The following is a 17,160-nucleotide window of genomic DNA, read 5'->3' as shown; positions in this document are numbered from 1 at the left end:
GACGACTCCATTAAGACATTTTAAATTTAATAGTTAAAAAACTATTTAACCATCATGAGAATATTGTAGCATTGACAGATAGAAAATTCAATAGTAAAATAACCTTATGACTATTGAAAAACTATCTAAAAATCAAGATGAACAAAGAATCAAAATATTTAAAGCCTTGGCTGATCCTGCTCGACTAAATATTGTCAGACTTCTATACCAGAAACAAGACGAGTTGAATTGTGGTGAGATTGGTACTTTGCTGGCTATTAGCAAGTCGGCTGCCTCTTACCATTTTAGAACCCTGCGTGAAGCAGGTCTTACAAATACAAGGAAGGTGGGGCAAAATAAGTTTGTAAAATTAAATCAAAAAACGTTTGATATCTTACTGCCCGGCTTTCTGACTTCTCTTGAAGCTGAAGAATGAAAATGTGTAAGTTTATGGCTCATTGTCAAGTGTAGTGGGTGACTTATAGCTAAGCACGAGAGGAGACGAATTTCGTCTTCTCTTTTGTGATGTTCAAAACGAGGAAGATATGTTTCTTGAAGTTGTCAAAGTTCCGAAATCCAAATTTATTTAAAAACGAAGTCGATTTATATAAAAAAATCGACTTCCTTTATTGTCTTAATTATCATGATTTGAGAAATGTATCATTTCTTTTAAACTGATAATGACTAGAGCCAGTGTAATGCCCCAGCCAATTCGAGTGGCTAATAAAAGATTATTGGACCAAAGGTTTAAGCAAGTTGAGCCAATAGCGGAACCAGCTGAAATGGCAACATTTTGTACCATTCGCTGTAAAGCTCCCGTGCTGCCTTGCATTTCCATAGGGCTAGCTTGCATAATACTAGCAATATTGGCAGGCTGGAAATAGCCGCCACCAATACCATAAATAAACAATCCTAAAGTTAAGAAGAAATAAGGCCAGCTAGGAGTGAGTAGCAAAAGGAAAAGCAAAGAAGCAATAATAATTCCGAGACCTAAATGATTAAAGGCTTTATTTTTGCTACCGTCATTGTACTTCCCTGATAGCCTTGAAAAGATTACTAATCCTGCTGGTGCGCCTAGCACAAGAAAGCCAGTCTGTCCCACTCCTAAATGATATAATTGTTCAAAAATAAAGGGAGGAAGTAAAAATATCATGGCAGAAGCAAAACCAAAGGCGACCGTTTGCAAAAGATAGGAGATTACTTGTGGGTTGTTTTTTAATCCCTCAACATCAACAAGTGCCTGTTTATTCCTAAATTCAACATGGTAAAAGATGATTCCGAGGAACAGGCTGGATATGATTAAAATAAGGCTGACTAGTAATAGATGAGATTTGCTTAGCAAAGACAACCCTAATAAAAGAAAAACTAACATTAGAGCATTTATAAGAATTCCAAGATTATCCAATGTTCGTTCGCTAGTCTCCTCAGAGAGCTTATTAAGAAGATAATGGTTACATACTATTGCGAGGATTGCAAAAGGAACATTTAGCCAGAAGATAAAGCGCCAGAGATTTAAAGAAAGTAATATACCTCCTAAAGACGGGCCCAGCACAGGCCCTAGGCCAATCATAACGCCTAAAATGCTAATAGCGCTGTTTTTACGATCTTCAGAAACTAAAGTAGTAATCAGAGCTGCTGAAGTAGCTTGTAGAGCGGCAGCCCCTATGCCTTGAAAAATCCGGCCAGCAATGAGCCAGCCAATACTATTGGCAAATCCACAAAATAACGAACTTAGCCCAAAAAGTACAAATCCTAAGTAGGAAATCTTTAACTTTCCAAATTTATCGCTTAATACTCCTAAAGGTAGGATAGAGATAGCTAAAGCTAAGGTATAGCCAGTTATTGTAAACGATGCTATGTTAGTTGTCGTTTGAAATTGTCCCTTCAAAAAGGATAAGGCGACATTGATGATACCCGTGTCTAAAGTAGAAAGCAGCATTCCCATACCTGCGATAGCTGTTATCAGTGAATCTTGCAACCGTTTTGTCATTTTACTTCCCTCCTTTAATCTCAAACTATGATACAATGAAGACAACCTATAATCAATCGATTCTAGAAATATCGAATCGTTAGAAGGGAGTGTGCCCATGACTATTACCATTCAATTTAGCAATTATGCTCTAAAAACGGATGAGACCTTGACGCAAAGAATACAATTTGTCTATTCTCCCTTAAATGAGCTTTTTAGAAGTTTACATGTTTTATTGAATCCTCGTCACCATGGAACAAATATTGACTGGGTGATTGGGATACAAGACAGATTGACAGACGATTTCTATGAGAACCTTCACTATTTTCAACTCTTTTATGAACTCGGTGTTTCTCCTATCTTGCTTTGCAATTTTCGTTATCATGCGACAACGATTGAAGAAGAGATACAAAATCTAAAGAAATTTCTTAGTGAGCTGCCTGCTGCTCAGCTAATTGAGCATTTGGGAAAAGTAACTAGGGACCGAGAAAATTCCTTCATTCCGACATTAGCAAAGGGATTAGAATGGAAAGATTTTTCTTTGCATAAGGACAATCAGTTACTTAGTGACTTGAGGAAGGACGCATCCAGTGTCTACCAACGACTTTTTTCCTTTATTGATTGGTATAGACGAAAAATATTTGATAATACTTGGAAAGAGAAGACTATTCAGCAGAAACTGCTAGATGAAATTCAGAAGCAATCTTCTTTTTTAAGAAAGAATGGTTTAATCGAAATGTTTAATCATTTACAGGTTGACCGCATCCATTGGAAAGAGGATGAGCTAGTCGTTATTAAGCCGTTTGAGCAAGAAATCCAACTGCAAGATAGTGATTCTATTATGCTATTACCAAGTTATTTTATTTGGCCTCACCTCTTTGTTGAAACTTTCGACCAAGGGCTTGCCATTACTTATGATATTACTGAGCATCCAAGTTACTATAACGCCACACCGGAAAATTTGATTACTATCTTTAAAGCTCTAAGTGATCCTGTCCGATTGCAAATTATGAATTATGTTATTAATAAACCAAGTACGACACAATCTTTGGCTCAAATTTTATTAATGAGTAATTCCAGTGTCTCCAGACATTTGCAAATTTTAAAGGAAGCTAACTTATTAACAACAACAAAAGCTAAAAAATTCGTTCTTTATGAGCCAACACAGCTCGTTACACAACTGATGCCAAACTTTTATCAATTCTTTAAAAATTGAAACTAATAGTCAAGAAAAAAGCCTTTGAAACATTGATTTCATAGGCTTTTAGTATACTCAATTATTTCACTTCAGTAAAAGTTAAATTATAACGCTGTAACTGTTGACTTTACAGCATATTTACAACTCTGTAAATATAAATGTAGAGTTACTGCTTATTCCCTAAATCCTCTTGTTTACTTTGAAATGTGCCAATTACTTCAATTTTTTTATGTGGAGCTAACTCAGCATAGGTGTCCATAGTTGTAGTGATTGACTTATGCCTATTCTGTCTTGGAGTTCTTACTGGTTTGTCTCAGCATTTAAAAGTAGAAGGGCAAGGAAAAAGCACTCAGTAATTACTCGCCACAGAGTGCTTTTGTTTTAAAAATGGAAAAGTTTTAAGATACGAGTGCCTAATCATCGTCATCGCTAGAAAACAAAGAAAGGATATCTAAGAAGAGGTTGATAAAATCAAGGTAGATATCAATAGAACTATCCAACGATAATGCCCACCAAGAAGCAAGACTATCAGGTATGTTGTCTCTATATTTATCCAGAAAACGTACTTTAATCATCTGATTGTCATACATGATATATAGAGTAAAAACAACGATATCAACAAGAGTCACGATGAAATCAAGTGTTGAATTATGAAAGTAACCTTGGAAAAGTCCTGCTACAATCAGACCCAAAAGTGCCCCGAACAAAGGAGGGCCCCATCCAGTTAGATTTTTTTTAGTAAATAATCCAAATAGCGCAGTTCCGATATAAATAGCTATAGTCACAGCTAGAGCTTTAAAGATAATCATCGGTTCATAAATGAAAGAAATTGAAGAGGATATGATACTAATTCCAGTTAGAAAGGCGAAAGCACTGATGCTTTTTATCAAAAGGTTTTCAGAAAAACCACAAATAATAATGCATAATAGCAGGAATCCCCATGATCCCCATATGGTCCAATTAGAATAGGTTGTAAATTGTAAAATTTTTAAATAGAGAGAGGGGTGATAGTACAAAAACCAAATAATCCCACCTGTATAGACTAACATGAGGGCGAATATGCTGTAGACCCGTGCCACATGTTTACGAAGAAAAGGTAGTTCTTCTTTAATGGGTTTTATTTGAGATGCCTCTTTTGCAAATTTAGCCTTTTCCCAGTATGTAGCATCAGCTGAATCAGCATTCTCCATGGCTTTTTTCATTTGTTCAAGATTGATATTATTCTTTTTATCCATTAGTTTTCCACTTCTAATTCTTTTTCAAAAGCTTTACTACCTTCTTTGTAGTCAGTGCCCTTATTTACAGGCATTATACTAAAAATTCATTTCAAAATGAAGTCAACTTTCTCTTGATACTGGATAGCTGCTCTCTTTTTGTAAAATAAACACAGCCAAATCGGTCTAGTTAAAATACTTATAGGAGGTACTGTTCAGTGGATGAGTTGTAACCGTCATTTTAATAGGCTATCAAATCAAAAAATGTAGAGAAAATATAGAGTTTGAATTTCATTTTTATGCATGATAGTAAAATTGGAAAAATAAAAAAAACCCTGTAAAATCAGGGTTTCTGACGTTCACTGAATAGTAGTGAAAGCCTTATTTCACTTCAGTAAACACCACATGCTTACGCAATTTTGGTGAGTATTTTTTCAATTGAAGACGGTCTGGGGTATTACGTTTGTTTTTTGAAGTAAGGTACAAGCGTTCACCAGATTCTTTGTGTTCAAGTGTAATATTTACGCGCATGGTATCTCCCTTCTATTATTCCGCAGCGTTAGCTTTAGCGATCTTACGTCCCTTGTAGTAGCCTTTGAGGGATACACGGTGAGAACGTGAGTAATCTCCAGTAGTTTCATCAAATTTCACAGTTGGAGCTGTCAATTTGTAGTGTGTACGACGTTTATTTTTTTTCGCTTTTGACGTGCGACGTGCAGGTACTGCCATTTTTATGTTTCCTCCAATAGATTAATCTTGATTTTAAATCAACTCTAACAGTTTATCATATTATTTTTGTAAAGTAAAGTTACTTGACATTAACTCTTTAATTTTTTAAATGGAAGGAATAGCTGGCTAGGATTATATCCTGGTTCCATCTGAGAAAATAACGAAGACGAAGGTTCATCTGGTTGTGCAGTAGTGTTTGCCAACGCTTTCGTGGGACAAATTGTGGAATGATAACGGTCAAAGTATTGTTAGCAGCCTTGGCTTGCTTACTCATATCATTGACGAAATCAACAGTTGGCTTGATAATATCGCGATAATCGGAATAAATATTAATAAAGGTAGTATTTGGGAAATAGTGTTTGAATTCATCCCTAACCTCGTCATCTTTTATCTGTGTCTCGGCTGTTGAGACGTGCAAGGCGATAACATTTTGACTAAGAGAGTTAGCATAATTGATCGCTCCGACAGTGGCGTTAGTCATATTGCCGACGAGAACCAGAACCGTGTTACCAGAGTACTGGATAGATTTGGTTTGTTCAGAAATGCGTAACTGTCGCGCTACATTTTGATAGTGACGGTGAATCTTCTGAAACATAAGGATCAAGATGATGATAATTGGGAAAAAATACCAGATATCTGCTAAGCGGAAAAGTAAAAGAATGAGGATAATGCCATAACAAATGACAGCTCCTAACAGATTAGCCCAAGACCGCCTAAGGAAATGATCAGGCTTTTGTTTTTTCCAATAAGCCACCATACCAGTCTGTGCAAGAGCAAATGGAATAAACACCCCAATTGTATACAAGGGAATTAGCCGTTCGGTACTTCCCTTAAAGATAAAGAGCAGAAGAATGGCACCGAAGGCTAGGGTCATAATACCATTAGAATAACCAAGACGTGCCCCTTTTTCTAAATAAAGGTGGGGCATATATTTGTTTCTAGCCATATTGTAAGACAGTATTGGAAAGGCTGAGAATCCTGTATTAGCAGCTACAGCTAAGATTAGAGCGGTAGCAATTTGGAAAATATAAAATAGCACCTGACCGACCACACTAGCACCAAAAATTCTCTGAGCGATCTGAGACAAAATGGTTACACCAGATTGTGGAACTATGCCAAGCCAGTAGTTGAGGAAGGTAATGCCAACAAACATAAAACCAAGAATCATAGACATCATGACAAGGGTCTTAATGGCATTACCGATTTTTGGTTTTTTGAAAAATGGGACAGCGTTTGAAATGGCTTCAACTCCAGTCAAAGATGCCGAACCACTGGTAAAGGCCCGAAGGAGCAAGAATACGGTTAGTCCCGAAATAGGCTGACCGATATGGGCAGTTGCCGAGTAGTCTATATGGCCTGTGATGATTTGGAAAATACCAGAAATTAGCAGAAAAAGTGTGGAGATAATGAAGAGATAGACAGGTACAAAGAGCGCTGCCGCCGACTCTCTGAGTCCACGTAAATTCATAATCATCAGGATGAGGACAAGAGCAATAGAGATTTCCAAATTGAAGGCTCTCAGTATCGGGAAGGCTGATGTGATAGCATCAGCACCAGATGATACTGAAACAGCTACCGTCAGCATGTAATCGACTAAGAGGCTGCCGCCAGCCACCAGTCCTAGAGATGGTGACAAATTCTCAGTAGAGACCATATAAGCCCCACCGCCACTAGGATAAGCACGGATGACCTGACTGTAAGAAATGGTTAGACTGATTAAAAGAATCAGGACAGCTAGACCGATAGGTAGTGACCACCAGATAGCACCAGCTGATAGAGCAGTCAACACAAGAATGACCTGCTCAGGCCCGTAGGCAATTGACGACAGGGCATCGCTGGATAGCATAGCCAGAGCTTGTGATTTACCCAAAGAATGGTTATCCTCTTCTTCAGGATCAGATTTTAAAGGGGCCCCTAAAAGGAAATATTTGATATTAGAAAGCATCCCTTTCCTCCTCTAAATTTATTTGACAAGGCATTATAATCCCATTTTTTTAGAAAATCAATAACTATCATCGAAAAAGCTAAATTGTAACCATTATTTAATTGAAAGCATGACCGTATATCTGTAAAAAACAGCCGCTTATCTTAAAAATATAGTCTCTCTGAAAAATATAGGTTATACTAAATTAAAAAAGAGGAGGAAAAGCAATGAAGCTCGAAATCATTAGAGACTCGCGGTTAGCGGAGACACTGATCAAAATTTATGCAGCGCATATTGACCGTAAGACCCAGCAGATTATCGACCTTGCTGAAGGGAAGTCAGACCATCTGCTTGGCGTATGGATGGAAAAAGTATACCTCTTAGCCCTTCCTGATATTATCCGTATTTACAGTGAGGATAAGAAAGTTTTCCTAGAGACAACAGATAAAGTCTATGCAACTAAATACCGGATTTATCAATTAGAGGAGCAGTTGACAAAAGATTTCATCAAGATTTCTCAAGGTGAGATCGTTAATATCAGTGCCATCCAAAAATTGGATCTCAGTATCAAAGGGACGATCAAGCTCACCTTGAAAACTGGCGGTGAGAGTTTTGTATCCCGACGCTCCCTCAAGACATTTAAAGAGAAATTAGGTTTGTGACGACTAGAAAAGGAGGAAATATCATGAAAGCACTTAAAAAGATGCCCGTTTATGCTTTAATGGGGCTAGGTATGGGAAGTTTAGCCACCTACCTTGCTAGCTTAGTGGTTGGTAGAGGTTTCTCACCAGCAGTCCCTGCCTTTATGGAACAATTTCAGTCTGATATCAGCGCGGTTGGTGTCCAACTTGCCATTTTTGCTGGTCTGGGCATGGCTCAGGGGATAGCTGAATCTGTCTTTCATCAGGCAGAAAAGTATTCCTTACTTTGGCTGACTTGCTTGCACTATAGCCTCATTGTAGTACCGCTGCTAGTGGCGGGCTGGTATCTGAGATGGTTCCAATTTAGTGTGACAAGCCTGCTTGGCATGTTAGTTTTCATCAGCTTTCTTTATGCTGCTATCTATGTGTTTAATTATGTGATGATCAAAAGGGATATCGGCGCTATCAATACTAAACTGTAATAGTTTGATAAGGTTATTCAAGCTTCTGCTAAGGGGCTTTTGAAATGACTTAAACTGTTAGGGCAGCTGTTTTTATGGTAGAATAGAGGGAGCTATAAGTGTAAAGAAGAGCATTATAATCGATGCTGGTAGTGATACAGGCAGTGATTCATGCTATCTTAAGAAATTGATTAAAATCTATGAAAGGAATTGAACACGGTCGAAAAGCTCGGAAAATAGACAAGTCAGTCTAGTCATCAGGAAGACGAACTGTCTTCCTGATTTCAGTCGCTTTCTTTTCGGCCTTTGTATCTTAATTATGAAACTTCAAAAACCAAAAGGGACTCAGGATATCCTGCCTGCTGAGAGTGCTAAATGGCAGTATGTGGAAGATGTTGCACGTGAAACATTTAAAAAGTATAACTACGGTGAAATTCGCACCCCTATGTTTGAGCACTATGAGGTAATTTCGCGCTCAGTTGGTGATACGACAGATATCGTGACCAAGGAAATGTACGATTTCCACGATAAGGGCGACCGTCATATCACTTTGCGTCCGGAAGGAACAGCTCCGGTTGTCCGCTCTTTTGTGGAAAATAAGCTCTTTGCGCCTGAAGTACAAAAGCCTGTCAAGATGTACTACATTGGTTCTATGTTTCGTTACGAACGCCCTCAGGCTGGACGCTTACGTGAGTTTCACCAAGTAGGGGTAGAGTGCTTTGGCTCCAGCAATCCAGCAACCGATGCAGAAACCATCGCTATGGCCTATCAGCTTTTTGATGAGCTGAGTATTAAGAATGTCACCCTGCACCTCAACAGCCTTGGTAATTCTGAGAGTCGCCTAACTTATCGTCAGGCTTTGATTGACTATTTGGAGCCCATGCGTGATCAGCTCTCAAAAGACAGTCAGCGACGATTGGATGAAAATCCTTTACGTGTGCTGGACTCTAAGGAAAAAGAGGATAAGGAAGCCGTTGAGCATGCGCCATCGATCTTGGATTACTTGGATGAAGAGAGTCAAGCTCATTTTGACGCTGTCCGTCAGATGCTGGAGACCTTGAAAATTCCTTATGTGATTGACACCAACATGGTGCGCGGCTTGGATTACTATAACCATACGATATTTGAGTTCATCACGACCATTGATAAAACGGAGCTAACGATCTGTGCGGGAGGCCGTTATGATAGCTTAGTTGAGTATTTTGATGGCCCACAAACTCCAGGATTTGGCTTTGGTTTAGGGATTGAACGCCTCTTGCTGGTTCTGGATAAGCAAGGCATCTCACTTCCAATCGATGAGGATTTGGATGTCTACCTAGCCGTTCTTGGTGATGGTGCTAACCTTAAGGCGCTCGAGATAGTTCAAGCCCTTCGTCAGCAAGGGTTCAAGGCCGAACGTGACTATCTGGGCCGCAAGATCAAGGCTCAGTTTAAATCTGCAGATGCTTTCAGGGCTAAGGCGGTTATCACACTTGGTGAAAGCGAAGTTGAGAGCGGTAAAGCAGCTGTTAAGAATAATCAGACCCGCAAAGAAGTGATTGTCAGTCTCGAAGAAATCAGTACAGACTTTGCTCGTGTTTTGGCCAAGATTGAAGGATAGAGTTTAGACTTTTAGGAGAAAATTGTGACAAGTATTGAAGAGTTATTAAAAGAGGAGCAGACCTTTAGCCTGAGTTTTGATCGCAGTCAGCCCATTCACTTTCAGGAACAGTTTTGGAAGATGATTGGCTATTTGGATCGGCATGATATACCTTGGTTTAATGGCGAAAAGGCCGGCGACCATTTTATGTGTCAGCAGTTTCTCGGCCAGCAATGGGACCATGACTACCAAAAGGTTATCTTAGTTTTCAAGCCGACAGAACGATTTCTTGGCTGGCAATATGACGAGGAGACCGATGAATGGGGCATCTCCATTCAAGATGTTTATGGCTTTAGCTGGAACCATCTGGCTGATGAAGCGGATTATCACTTTAATGAATTTGAAGAGTTTCAGGATGAATTTGTTGATACGAGTGATTTGATAGCAGCTTTTGGAAAATAGCTAAAAACTCCACTGGAATAGGTGGGGTTATTTTATAAAAGGAAGAATCATTATGAAGAAGTTAATAAGTTTATGGGTGGCTTTAATCCTTGTTAGTATAGGAATGGTTTTCATTTTGGGAGTCCAAATTGGTAAAATAGTTAATTCTCAAAAAGTATCTATCAATAGAAAACCGACAAAAACTTTGGTACAACGCTATCCGGGGATTGACAAAGTTGATTGGGAATACGGCAATTCAGATTACAGCTCGACTATAACATTTAAAGATGGTAGGATTCATACCTTTGATGACACAGATATTGAAGATGCTGTTACAGACCATGATTTTCCTTTTAAATATGAAGGTGAAAAACTTGTCGTTACGGATAAAGAAGGTGTGGCATTTTTTAATACTCATGCCGATACTATAAAAATAACCATTGATTCTGTCACCTATTCGACGATTGCCTATACTGTTACATCGTATAAGAATAGTAAAAAGTTAGGAAGTTATCAAACTATTGCTGAAGGGGAACTCTACTCTGGAAATTTATCTTGGAGCTATGATCCTTCTAACCTGAAGAATAATACTGAAAAGCCTGTAAGCAATATTGAAATGGATCAATGGTACTATATCGCTAATAGTGACTACTTTTTTAAGTTGATGCGATTAGAAAATGATTATTCTGGTAAGCCGCAGTATGCTGGTATATTTTATAGAAAGCGAGTAGAAGGGAGTCAACTTGTCTCAGAAGCCATTTTATTGCATAACACAAAGGGGGCACTGAATGAAGATAGTAATTTAGACTTTTCAGAAGCTTATTCTTCAATTCTTACGAATTACCGAAATGTCAGTGGAAAAGAAACGTTTGACTTTCAAGAGTACTTAGATATTTTGTATCCACATTTTGAGAAAAAAGGAGAGAGTTGGATTGTGAGTGATAAGGCATTTCCCATGACAGATGATTCAGGTAAAACTTGGGACCATAAAGTTTTTAAATTAGATGAACAGAAGAATAATGATCTCATTAATGAGGCGCAAAAGATGCAGATCAAAGTTGAGGAGTTGTCGAACTTTGAATCACATACTAATTTGTACTAGGGCTATCTAAAAAACTCCGTCCGAATGGGTGGGGTTTTAGTGTGCTTTTTGCTATAATAATAGGGAATGTAAAAACTCAGATAGAGAAAGGATAAAGCCCAGTTGGGCTTGGTATCTCAAGTATGAAACGTAGTATGTATGCTGGTCGCGTTCGCAGTGATCATGTTGGCCATCAGTTGACGTTGAAGGGCTGGGTAGCTCGCCGCCGTGACCTTGGTGGTTTGATTTTTATTGATTTGCGTGATCGTGAAGGGATCATGCAGTTGGTCATCAATCCTGAAGCTGTCTCTAACGAAGTGATGGCGACAGCTGAGAGCCTTCGCAGCGAGTACGTCATTGAAGTGACTGGTACCGTTCAAGCGCGTGAGCAAGCCAACGATAAGATTCCTACCGGTCAAGTTGAACTTCATGTCAGCGAGTTAACCGTTCTTAATACAGCTAAGACGACACCTTTTGAAATCAAAGATGATGCGGAAATGACGGACGATAATCGTCTGCGCTACCGCTACTTGGACTTGCGTCGCCCCAGCATGTTAGAAAACCTCAAGCTGCGTGCCAAAGTGACCCACAGTGTTCGTAATTATCTAGATGCGCTTGAATTCATCGATGTGGAAACACCGACGCTGACCAAGTCAACACCAGAAGGAGCGCGTGATTATCTTGTACCGTCACGTGTCAGTCAGGGACATTTCTATGCTCTACCTCAAAGTCCACAAATTACAAAGCAGCTGTTAATGAACGCTGGGCTTGACCGTTACTATCAGATAGTTAAGTGTTTCCGTGATGAAGACTTGCGTGGGGATCGTCAACCTGAGTTTACACAGATTGATTTGGAAACCTCCTTTCTTGACGACCAGGAAATTCAAGATATCACAGAAGGCCTAATTGCATGTGTTATGAAAGAAACTAAAGGCATCGATGTGACACTCCCTTTTCCACGCATGAGCTATAATGATGCCATGAATAACTATGGTTCAGATAAGCCTGATACTCGCTTTGAAATGCTTTTACAAGACTTGACAGATCTTGTCAAAGGAATTGAATTCAAAGTATTCTCTCAAGCTCCAGTTGTCAAGGCTATTGTGGTGAAAGATGCGGCTGATAAATACTCGCGTAAAGATATCGATAAGCTGACAGAAGTGGCTAAACAATACGGTGCTAAAGGTCTCGCCTGGGTTAAGGTCGCTGACGGTGAGTTGACAGGACCTGTAGCCAAGTTTTTGACAGAGATTACTGCTAAGTTGACAGAGCGTTTACAGTTAGTTGACAACGATTTAGTGCTCTTTGTTGCGGATACCTCAGAGGTTGCTAACACAACACTGGGCGCCTTGAGGACGCGTCTAGCTAAGGAATTAGGCTTGATTGATCAATCGCAATTCAACTTTCTCTGGGTAGTTGACTGGCCAATGTTCGAATGGTCAGAAGAGGAAGGACGTTATATGTCAGCTCACCATCCCTTTACACTACCAACAGAAGAGACCGCTGCTGAGCTGGAGGGTGACCTATCCAAGGTTCGTGCAGTTGCCTACGATATTGTCTTAAATGGTTATGAGCTCGGCGGTGGCAGCCTGCGTATCAATCAAAAAGACTTGCAAGAGCGTATGCTCAAGGCTCTTGGATTTACAGCAGAGTCTGCTAAAGAGCAATTTGGCTTCTTGCTAGAAGCTATGGATTATGGCTTCCCACCACACGGAGGGCTGGCTATCGGTTTGGACCGTTTTGTGATGATTTTAGCGGGGGAAGACAATATTCGTGAAGTTATTGCTTTTCCTAAAAATAATAAGGCGTCAGATCCTATGACTCAAGCTCCTAGCTTGGTTGCTGATAAACAATTGGAAGAACTAGCTCTGCAAGTGCAAGATCATGACTAAAAGAACACAGCCTAAGCGACAAATCAAATATGCTGTTGGTAAGGCAGCTAAAAAGGTCGGCCTGCTCCATACAGTGCGCAGTATTTCCCGCGAGAAGTATGCTGAGAAGATTTCGGCTTCGCTCTTTTACGGAATACTTTCTAGTATTGCGGTTAACTTCTTTTTTCAACCAGGGCATGTGTACTCAAGCGGAGCGACTGGTCTAGCTCAAGTCTTATCGGCACTCAGTGATCGTTTTGTTGGTTTTGTTATTCCGGTTTCAGTGACTTTTTATGCCATCAATATTCCCTTGATGATCTTGGCCTGGTTCAATCTGGGCCACCGGTTTACTATCTTTACCTTTATTACGGTAACCATCAGTTCCTTCTTTATCCAAATCATGCCTCAGATTACTTTGACTAGTGATCCCCTAATTAATGCTATCTTTGGAGGTTTAGTGATGGGAACCGGGATTGGTTATGGCTTGCGATCGCGGATTTCTAGCGGGGGGACGGATATCGTTAGCCTCTATATTCGCAAGAAGACAGGGCGTGCTGTTGGAAGTATCTCTCTCATGGTCAATGGGACCATCATGGTATTTGCGGGGTTGCTTTTTGGCTGGCAGTATGCCCTCTATTCCATGGTGACGATCTTTGTTTCTAGTCAAATGACAGATGCTATTTTTACCAAGCAAAAGAAAATGCAGGCCACTATTATTACCAGCAAGCCTGACCGAGTAACCAAGCAAATTCATAAGAGGCTCCATCGGGGAGTGACCCAGATCAATGATGCCGAAGGGACCTATAATCATGAGAAAAAGGTAGTGCTGATTACTATCATCACTCGAGAAGAATTCAACGATTTCAAATATGTTATGCACAAGGCTGACCCCAAAGCTTTCGTTTCCATTGCTGAGGATGTCCATATCTTAGGACGTTTTGTAGAGGACGATTAGAATAATAAGACCATCGGAAATCCGATGGTCTTATTTTACATTTCGTCTGGGGCATCCACACCCAGAAGGCGCAGGGCTTCTTTGAGGACCAGCGCTGTTGTATAGCTAAGGGCTAGACGGCTGTCACGCTCTGGACTTTGGTCCAAAATACGGTTATGGGCGTAGTACTTATTGAAAGCTTGAGCTAGGCTGATGGCAAACTTGGCAATGATAGATGGTTCAAAATTATCGGCCGCTCGTTTGATGGTGGCTGGGAAATTTTGAATCAACTTGATAATTTCCCAGCTTTCAGCATCATCTAAGGAATAGCCAGCAGCTGGAGTAGCCTTGAAATCCGCCTTGCGGAGGATGGATTGAATCCGGGCATAGGCATATTGGACATAGGGACCGGTTTCTCCTTCAAAGGAAACCATGGCATCGAGGTTGAAATCGTAACCATTGAGGCGATCCGTCTTGAGGTCATAAAACTTGATGGCTCCGACACCAACTGTGTGAGCAACGATGTCCTTATTTGGCAAATCAGGGTTCTTAGCTTCGATTTGATCACCAGCCCGTTTGATGGCTTCGGCAATGGTTGGTTCCAAGAGGATGACATTTCCCTTACGAGTTGAGAGTTTTTTACCATCCTTGGTGACTAGCCCGAAAGGAACATGAACGATGTCGTCTGACCAGTCGTAACTCATCTCTTTAAGGACAGCCTTGAGTTGCTTAAAATGAGCGGCTTGTTCATTGCCGACCACGTAGATAGACTTAGCAAAATCGTAGGTCCGCTTGCGGTAGAGAGCTGCAGCCAAATCCCGTGTAATGTAAAGGGTGGCTCCGTCTGATTTTTTAATCAAGGCAGGGTTTTCAATGCCATATTGATCCAGATTAACCACTTGAGCTCCTTGCGATTCCTGCAAGAGTCCCTTATTTTCTAGGATAGAAACAACTTCATCCATCTTGTCATTATAGAAGGCTTCCCCATTATAGCTATCGAATTGGACCCCTAATTGGTCATAGAGGCGGTTGAATTCAATCAGGCTCTCATCACGGAACCATTGCCAGAGGTTAATAGCCTCGTCGTCACCAGCCTCTAGCTTCCGAAACCAGTCTCTAGCTTCTTCGTCTAATTCAGGCTGGGTTTGAGCTTCCTTATTGATGCGGACGTAAAGCTGAAGTAGCTCATCGATGGGATTAGTGCGGACAGCTTCCTCGTCACCCCATTTTTTATAGGCTACTATCAGCATGCCGAACTGTTTGCCCCAGTCGCCCAAGTGATTGATTTTAATAGCCTTATAGCCGACTTTTTCGAAAATCTTAGCTAGACTGTCACCGATAACAGTCGAGCGCAGGTGACCGATAGAAAAGGGCTTGGCGATGTTAGGACTGGACATATCAATGGTAATATGTCGTCCTTGACCGAAATCCTGTGTGGCGTAGTTACTACCTTGAGTAATGACTTCCTTTAGAACACTTCGGGAAATCTCTTTCTTGTTGAGGAAGAAATTGATATAGGGGCCGACAGCTTGGACTTTATCGAATTTATCCGTGTTAATTTTTTCAACGAGTTCGCTGGCAATGGCTTGGGGGGCCTTACGCAATATCTTGGCTAAAGAAAAAGCAGGGAAGGCTAAATCCCCCATCGCAGTGTTCTTAGGGATTTCTAATAGATTAACAATCGCATCAAGGTCCATATCAGGTAGGACAGTCTTGAGCTCTTGAGCGATAATGAGTTTACTATCCATGTGTTTCTCCTGTGAAAGTATTCATTTCATTGTAACATAAATAGGGGGATTTTGCCGAGCCATTTGCCAGTATTAAGAGAAAATAACTAAGCAGTGAAAGCCTGAGATAGATACCCATGAAGGCTTTCTTCTCGCCCATCATACAATATGACAATGATGTATAAAGTTAAGGAGTCAAGGTTATTTATGATTGCCTGATATATTCTTTAAAGGATAGTATTGGGAGTTTAAGATACCTTCCCTCTCTTTGGTGGCGATGTTCCTTAATCAGAGGAGTTCAGTAGTGGCGAACCTCATTAGCTGTCTGGATTCTCTCAATCACAGGCTTGGCTTGTTCACTTAAGAAATAATCTAGGCTGCTCTGGGGCAGAAGTTCTTTCAAGAGCTTCCAATTCTCCTCTTTGATTGCCTGACGAGCTGTAGAAGCACTAATAACCTGTCCATCAGCAGTTTCTTTACGGGGAAGGATGATGCAGTCAATACCGGCTTTGGGTAAATCCTCTTGCATAATTTGGTTATAAAGACTGGTAACTAGACTTGTCGGTTCTTGTCCGACATAGCGTCGTGAAATGCCTAATTCTTTAGCAATCTGAATAAAAATAGTAAGATCAATTCTAGCCTGACTTTCAATCACTTGTTCTCTGTCTCTTAAAAAATAACTGGGAAAGGTGGAACGGCTGATAATGTAGTCACCAGTATCATGATAGATAATATTATTGAGATGGGCAGTTCCTGCCTGAACTAGCTCCTTGCGAATGGAAAAGGGAACCAGACTGCTGTCTTCACTGACAATAAAAAGATGGAGCCAATCATTCTCCGCAGCAGCCTGCTCAATCAAATATTGATGTCCCAAAGTGAAAGGGTTGGCGTTTAAAACAAGAGCCGCTGTCCGCGGACTTGTCCAAGGATTTTTTGTCAACTTTGATAGATAGGTTTGAAAGCCAGTTTTTTTATTTTCCATAAAAGAAATTTTCTTGGGAAGTCTGACGATTTCATAAAAACCTAAGTCGGTAAAGTACTTAGCTGTACAAGGCTTGGTATAGAGGAAAATATGACTGTTGCCCCGCTCAAACTGAAGATTAACGAGATGGCTAACAATTTTATTGAGCAGCCCTTCTCCTTGATAGTCTTGCCTGACTCCCAAACAACGCAGGGTATTGCCAAAGCAGCTACCGGTCGCGATAACATTGAGGTCCGCATCAAAGATTGCACAGGTATAATCAAGATTGCCATCACGGCGAATCCCCTCTTGTTCTAAGAGTTGATCAATCTTTTTGAAGCTGGCTACATCAGATGGAAAAATTTTTGAAATAGAATAGGCTGACATGGTTTCCTCCGCTTTTTAATGTCATTGTAGCACTAAACGTGCACCTTATCATCAAGGGTCACCC

Annotated in this window: 16 protein-coding genes; 9 read left to right on the top strand and 7 right to left on the bottom strand. The window is 40.4% G+C overall.

Annotated elements, in window-relative coordinates; translation table 11 throughout:
• The first annotated feature begins 106 nt into the window (after nucleotides 1-106).
• Nucleotides 107-415 carry an ArsR/SmtB family transcription factor gene (locus tag ACFSN5_RS10220; protein ID WP_004227729.1) on the top strand — a complete coding sequence of 103 codons (309 nt, stop codon included), beginning with the start codon at nucleotides 107-109 and terminating at the stop codon, nucleotides 413-415.
• Nucleotides 416-613: 198 nt separating this feature from the next.
• On the opposite strand, the gene ACFSN5_RS10215 is transcribed toward ACFSN5_RS10220, so the two are convergent.
• On the bottom strand, nucleotides 614-1,969 hold the full coding sequence (locus ACFSN5_RS10215) for an MFS transporter (protein WP_165329469.1): 1,356 nt from the start codon (nucleotides 1,967-1,969) through the stop codon (nucleotides 614-616).
• 97 nt (nucleotides 1,970-2,066) lie between these two features.
• On the opposite strand from ACFSN5_RS10215, the gene ACFSN5_RS10210 reads away from it, so the two are divergent.
• Nucleotides 2,067-3,164 (top strand): ArsR/SmtB family transcription factor, encoded by a 1,098-nt coding sequence (locus tag ACFSN5_RS10210; RefSeq protein WP_165329470.1) that lies wholly within the window; start codon nucleotides 2,067-2,069, stop codon nucleotides 3,162-3,164.
• Nucleotides 3,165-3,559: 395 nt separating this feature from the next.
• Here ACFSN5_RS10210 and ACFSN5_RS10205 read toward each other — a convergent pair whose 3' ends face one another.
• From ACFSN5_RS10205 to ACFSN5_RS10190, 4 genes are all read right to left on the bottom strand, one after another.
• Nucleotides 3,560-4,381: a Bax inhibitor-1/YccA family protein gene (locus ACFSN5_RS10205; protein ID WP_165329471.1), complete on the bottom strand. Its 822-nt coding sequence runs from the start codon at nucleotides 4,379-4,381 to the stop codon at nucleotides 3,560-3,562.
• A 360-nt stretch (nucleotides 4,382-4,741) separates the two neighbouring features.
• On the bottom strand, nucleotides 4,742-4,891 hold the full coding sequence (gene rpmG / locus ACFSN5_RS10200) for a 50S ribosomal protein L33 (RefSeq protein WP_001265622.1): 150 nt from the start codon (nucleotides 4,889-4,891) through the stop codon (nucleotides 4,742-4,744).
• Nucleotides 4,892-4,906: 15 nt separating this feature from the next.
• Nucleotides 4,907-5,089 (bottom strand): 50S ribosomal protein L32, encoded by a 183-nt coding sequence (gene rpmF / locus ACFSN5_RS10195; protein WP_004225572.1) that lies wholly within the window; start codon nucleotides 5,087-5,089, stop codon nucleotides 4,907-4,909.
• A 97-nt stretch (nucleotides 5,090-5,186) separates the two neighbouring features.
• A complete protein-coding gene (locus tag ACFSN5_RS10190; RefSeq protein WP_165329472.1) occupies nucleotides 5,187-7,034 on the bottom strand; it encodes an APC family permease in 1,848 nt (615 codons plus the stop codon).
• Between the two features lie 206 nt (nucleotides 7,035-7,240).
• On the opposite strand from ACFSN5_RS10190, the gene ACFSN5_RS10185 reads away from it, so the two are divergent.
• The 7 genes from ACFSN5_RS10185 (at nucleotide 7,241) to ACFSN5_RS10155 (ending at nucleotide 14,042) form a co-directional block, all read left to right on the top strand.
• Nucleotides 7,241-7,675 carry a LytTR family DNA-binding domain-containing protein gene (locus ACFSN5_RS10185; protein ID WP_165329473.1) on the top strand — a complete coding sequence of 145 codons (435 nt, stop codon included), beginning with the start codon at nucleotides 7,241-7,243 and terminating at the stop codon, nucleotides 7,673-7,675.
• A 23-nt stretch (nucleotides 7,676-7,698) separates the two neighbouring features.
• Nucleotides 7,699-8,136, top strand: a complete 438-nt coding sequence (locus tag ACFSN5_RS10180) for a DUF3021 domain-containing protein (protein ID WP_165329474.1) — start codon at nucleotides 7,699-7,701, stop codon at nucleotides 8,134-8,136.
• A 298-nt stretch (nucleotides 8,137-8,434) separates the two neighbouring features.
• Nucleotides 8,435-9,715: a histidine--tRNA ligase gene (hisS, locus tag ACFSN5_RS10175; RefSeq protein WP_165212510.1), complete on the top strand. Its 1,281-nt coding sequence runs from the start codon at nucleotides 8,435-8,437 to the stop codon at nucleotides 9,713-9,715.
• A gap of 24 nt (nucleotides 9,716-9,739) precedes the next feature.
• On the top strand, nucleotides 9,740-10,156 hold the full coding sequence (locus ACFSN5_RS10170; RefSeq protein ID WP_165212508.1) for a hypothetical protein: 417 nt from the start codon (nucleotides 9,740-9,742) through the stop codon (nucleotides 10,154-10,156).
• Nucleotides 10,157-10,208: 52 nt separating this feature from the next.
• Nucleotides 10,209-11,237 (top strand): hypothetical protein, encoded by a 1,029-nt coding sequence (locus ACFSN5_RS10165; RefSeq protein ID WP_165212506.1) that lies wholly within the window; start codon nucleotides 10,209-10,211, stop codon nucleotides 11,235-11,237.
• 122 nt (nucleotides 11,238-11,359) lie between these two features.
• Nucleotides 11,360-13,108, top strand: coding sequence for an aspartate--tRNA ligase (gene aspS / locus ACFSN5_RS10160; protein WP_165212504.1), 1,749 nt, complete (start codon nucleotides 11,360-11,362; stop codon nucleotides 13,106-13,108).
• Complete coding sequence (locus tag ACFSN5_RS10155; protein ID WP_165212502.1) at nucleotides 13,101-14,042, top strand: YitT family protein; 942 nt, start codon at nucleotides 13,101-13,103, stop codon at nucleotides 14,040-14,042. Before aspS ends, ACFSN5_RS10155 begins: the two co-directional genes overlap by 8 nt.
• A 35-nt stretch (nucleotides 14,043-14,077) precedes the next feature.
• Here ACFSN5_RS10155 and argS read toward each other — a convergent pair whose 3' ends face one another.
• Nucleotides 14,078-15,769 (bottom strand): arginine--tRNA ligase, encoded by a 1,692-nt coding sequence (argS, locus tag ACFSN5_RS10150; protein ID WP_165212500.1) that lies wholly within the window; start codon nucleotides 15,767-15,769, stop codon nucleotides 14,078-14,080.
• 277 nt (nucleotides 15,770-16,046) lie between these two features.
• Nucleotides 16,047-17,096, bottom strand: coding sequence for a [citrate (pro-3S)-lyase] ligase (gene citC, locus ACFSN5_RS10145; RefSeq protein ID WP_165329475.1), 1,050 nt, complete (start codon nucleotides 17,094-17,096; stop codon nucleotides 16,047-16,049).
• Nucleotides 17,097-17,160: the final 64 nt, after the last annotated feature.

It is taken from the genome of Streptococcus tangpeifui, from assembly GCF_044503215.1.
Lineage (GTDB): Bacteria > Bacillota > Bacilli > Lactobacillales > Streptococcaceae > Streptococcus > Streptococcus tangpeifui.
This window is presented reverse-complemented; position numbering and strand designations above follow the sequence as displayed.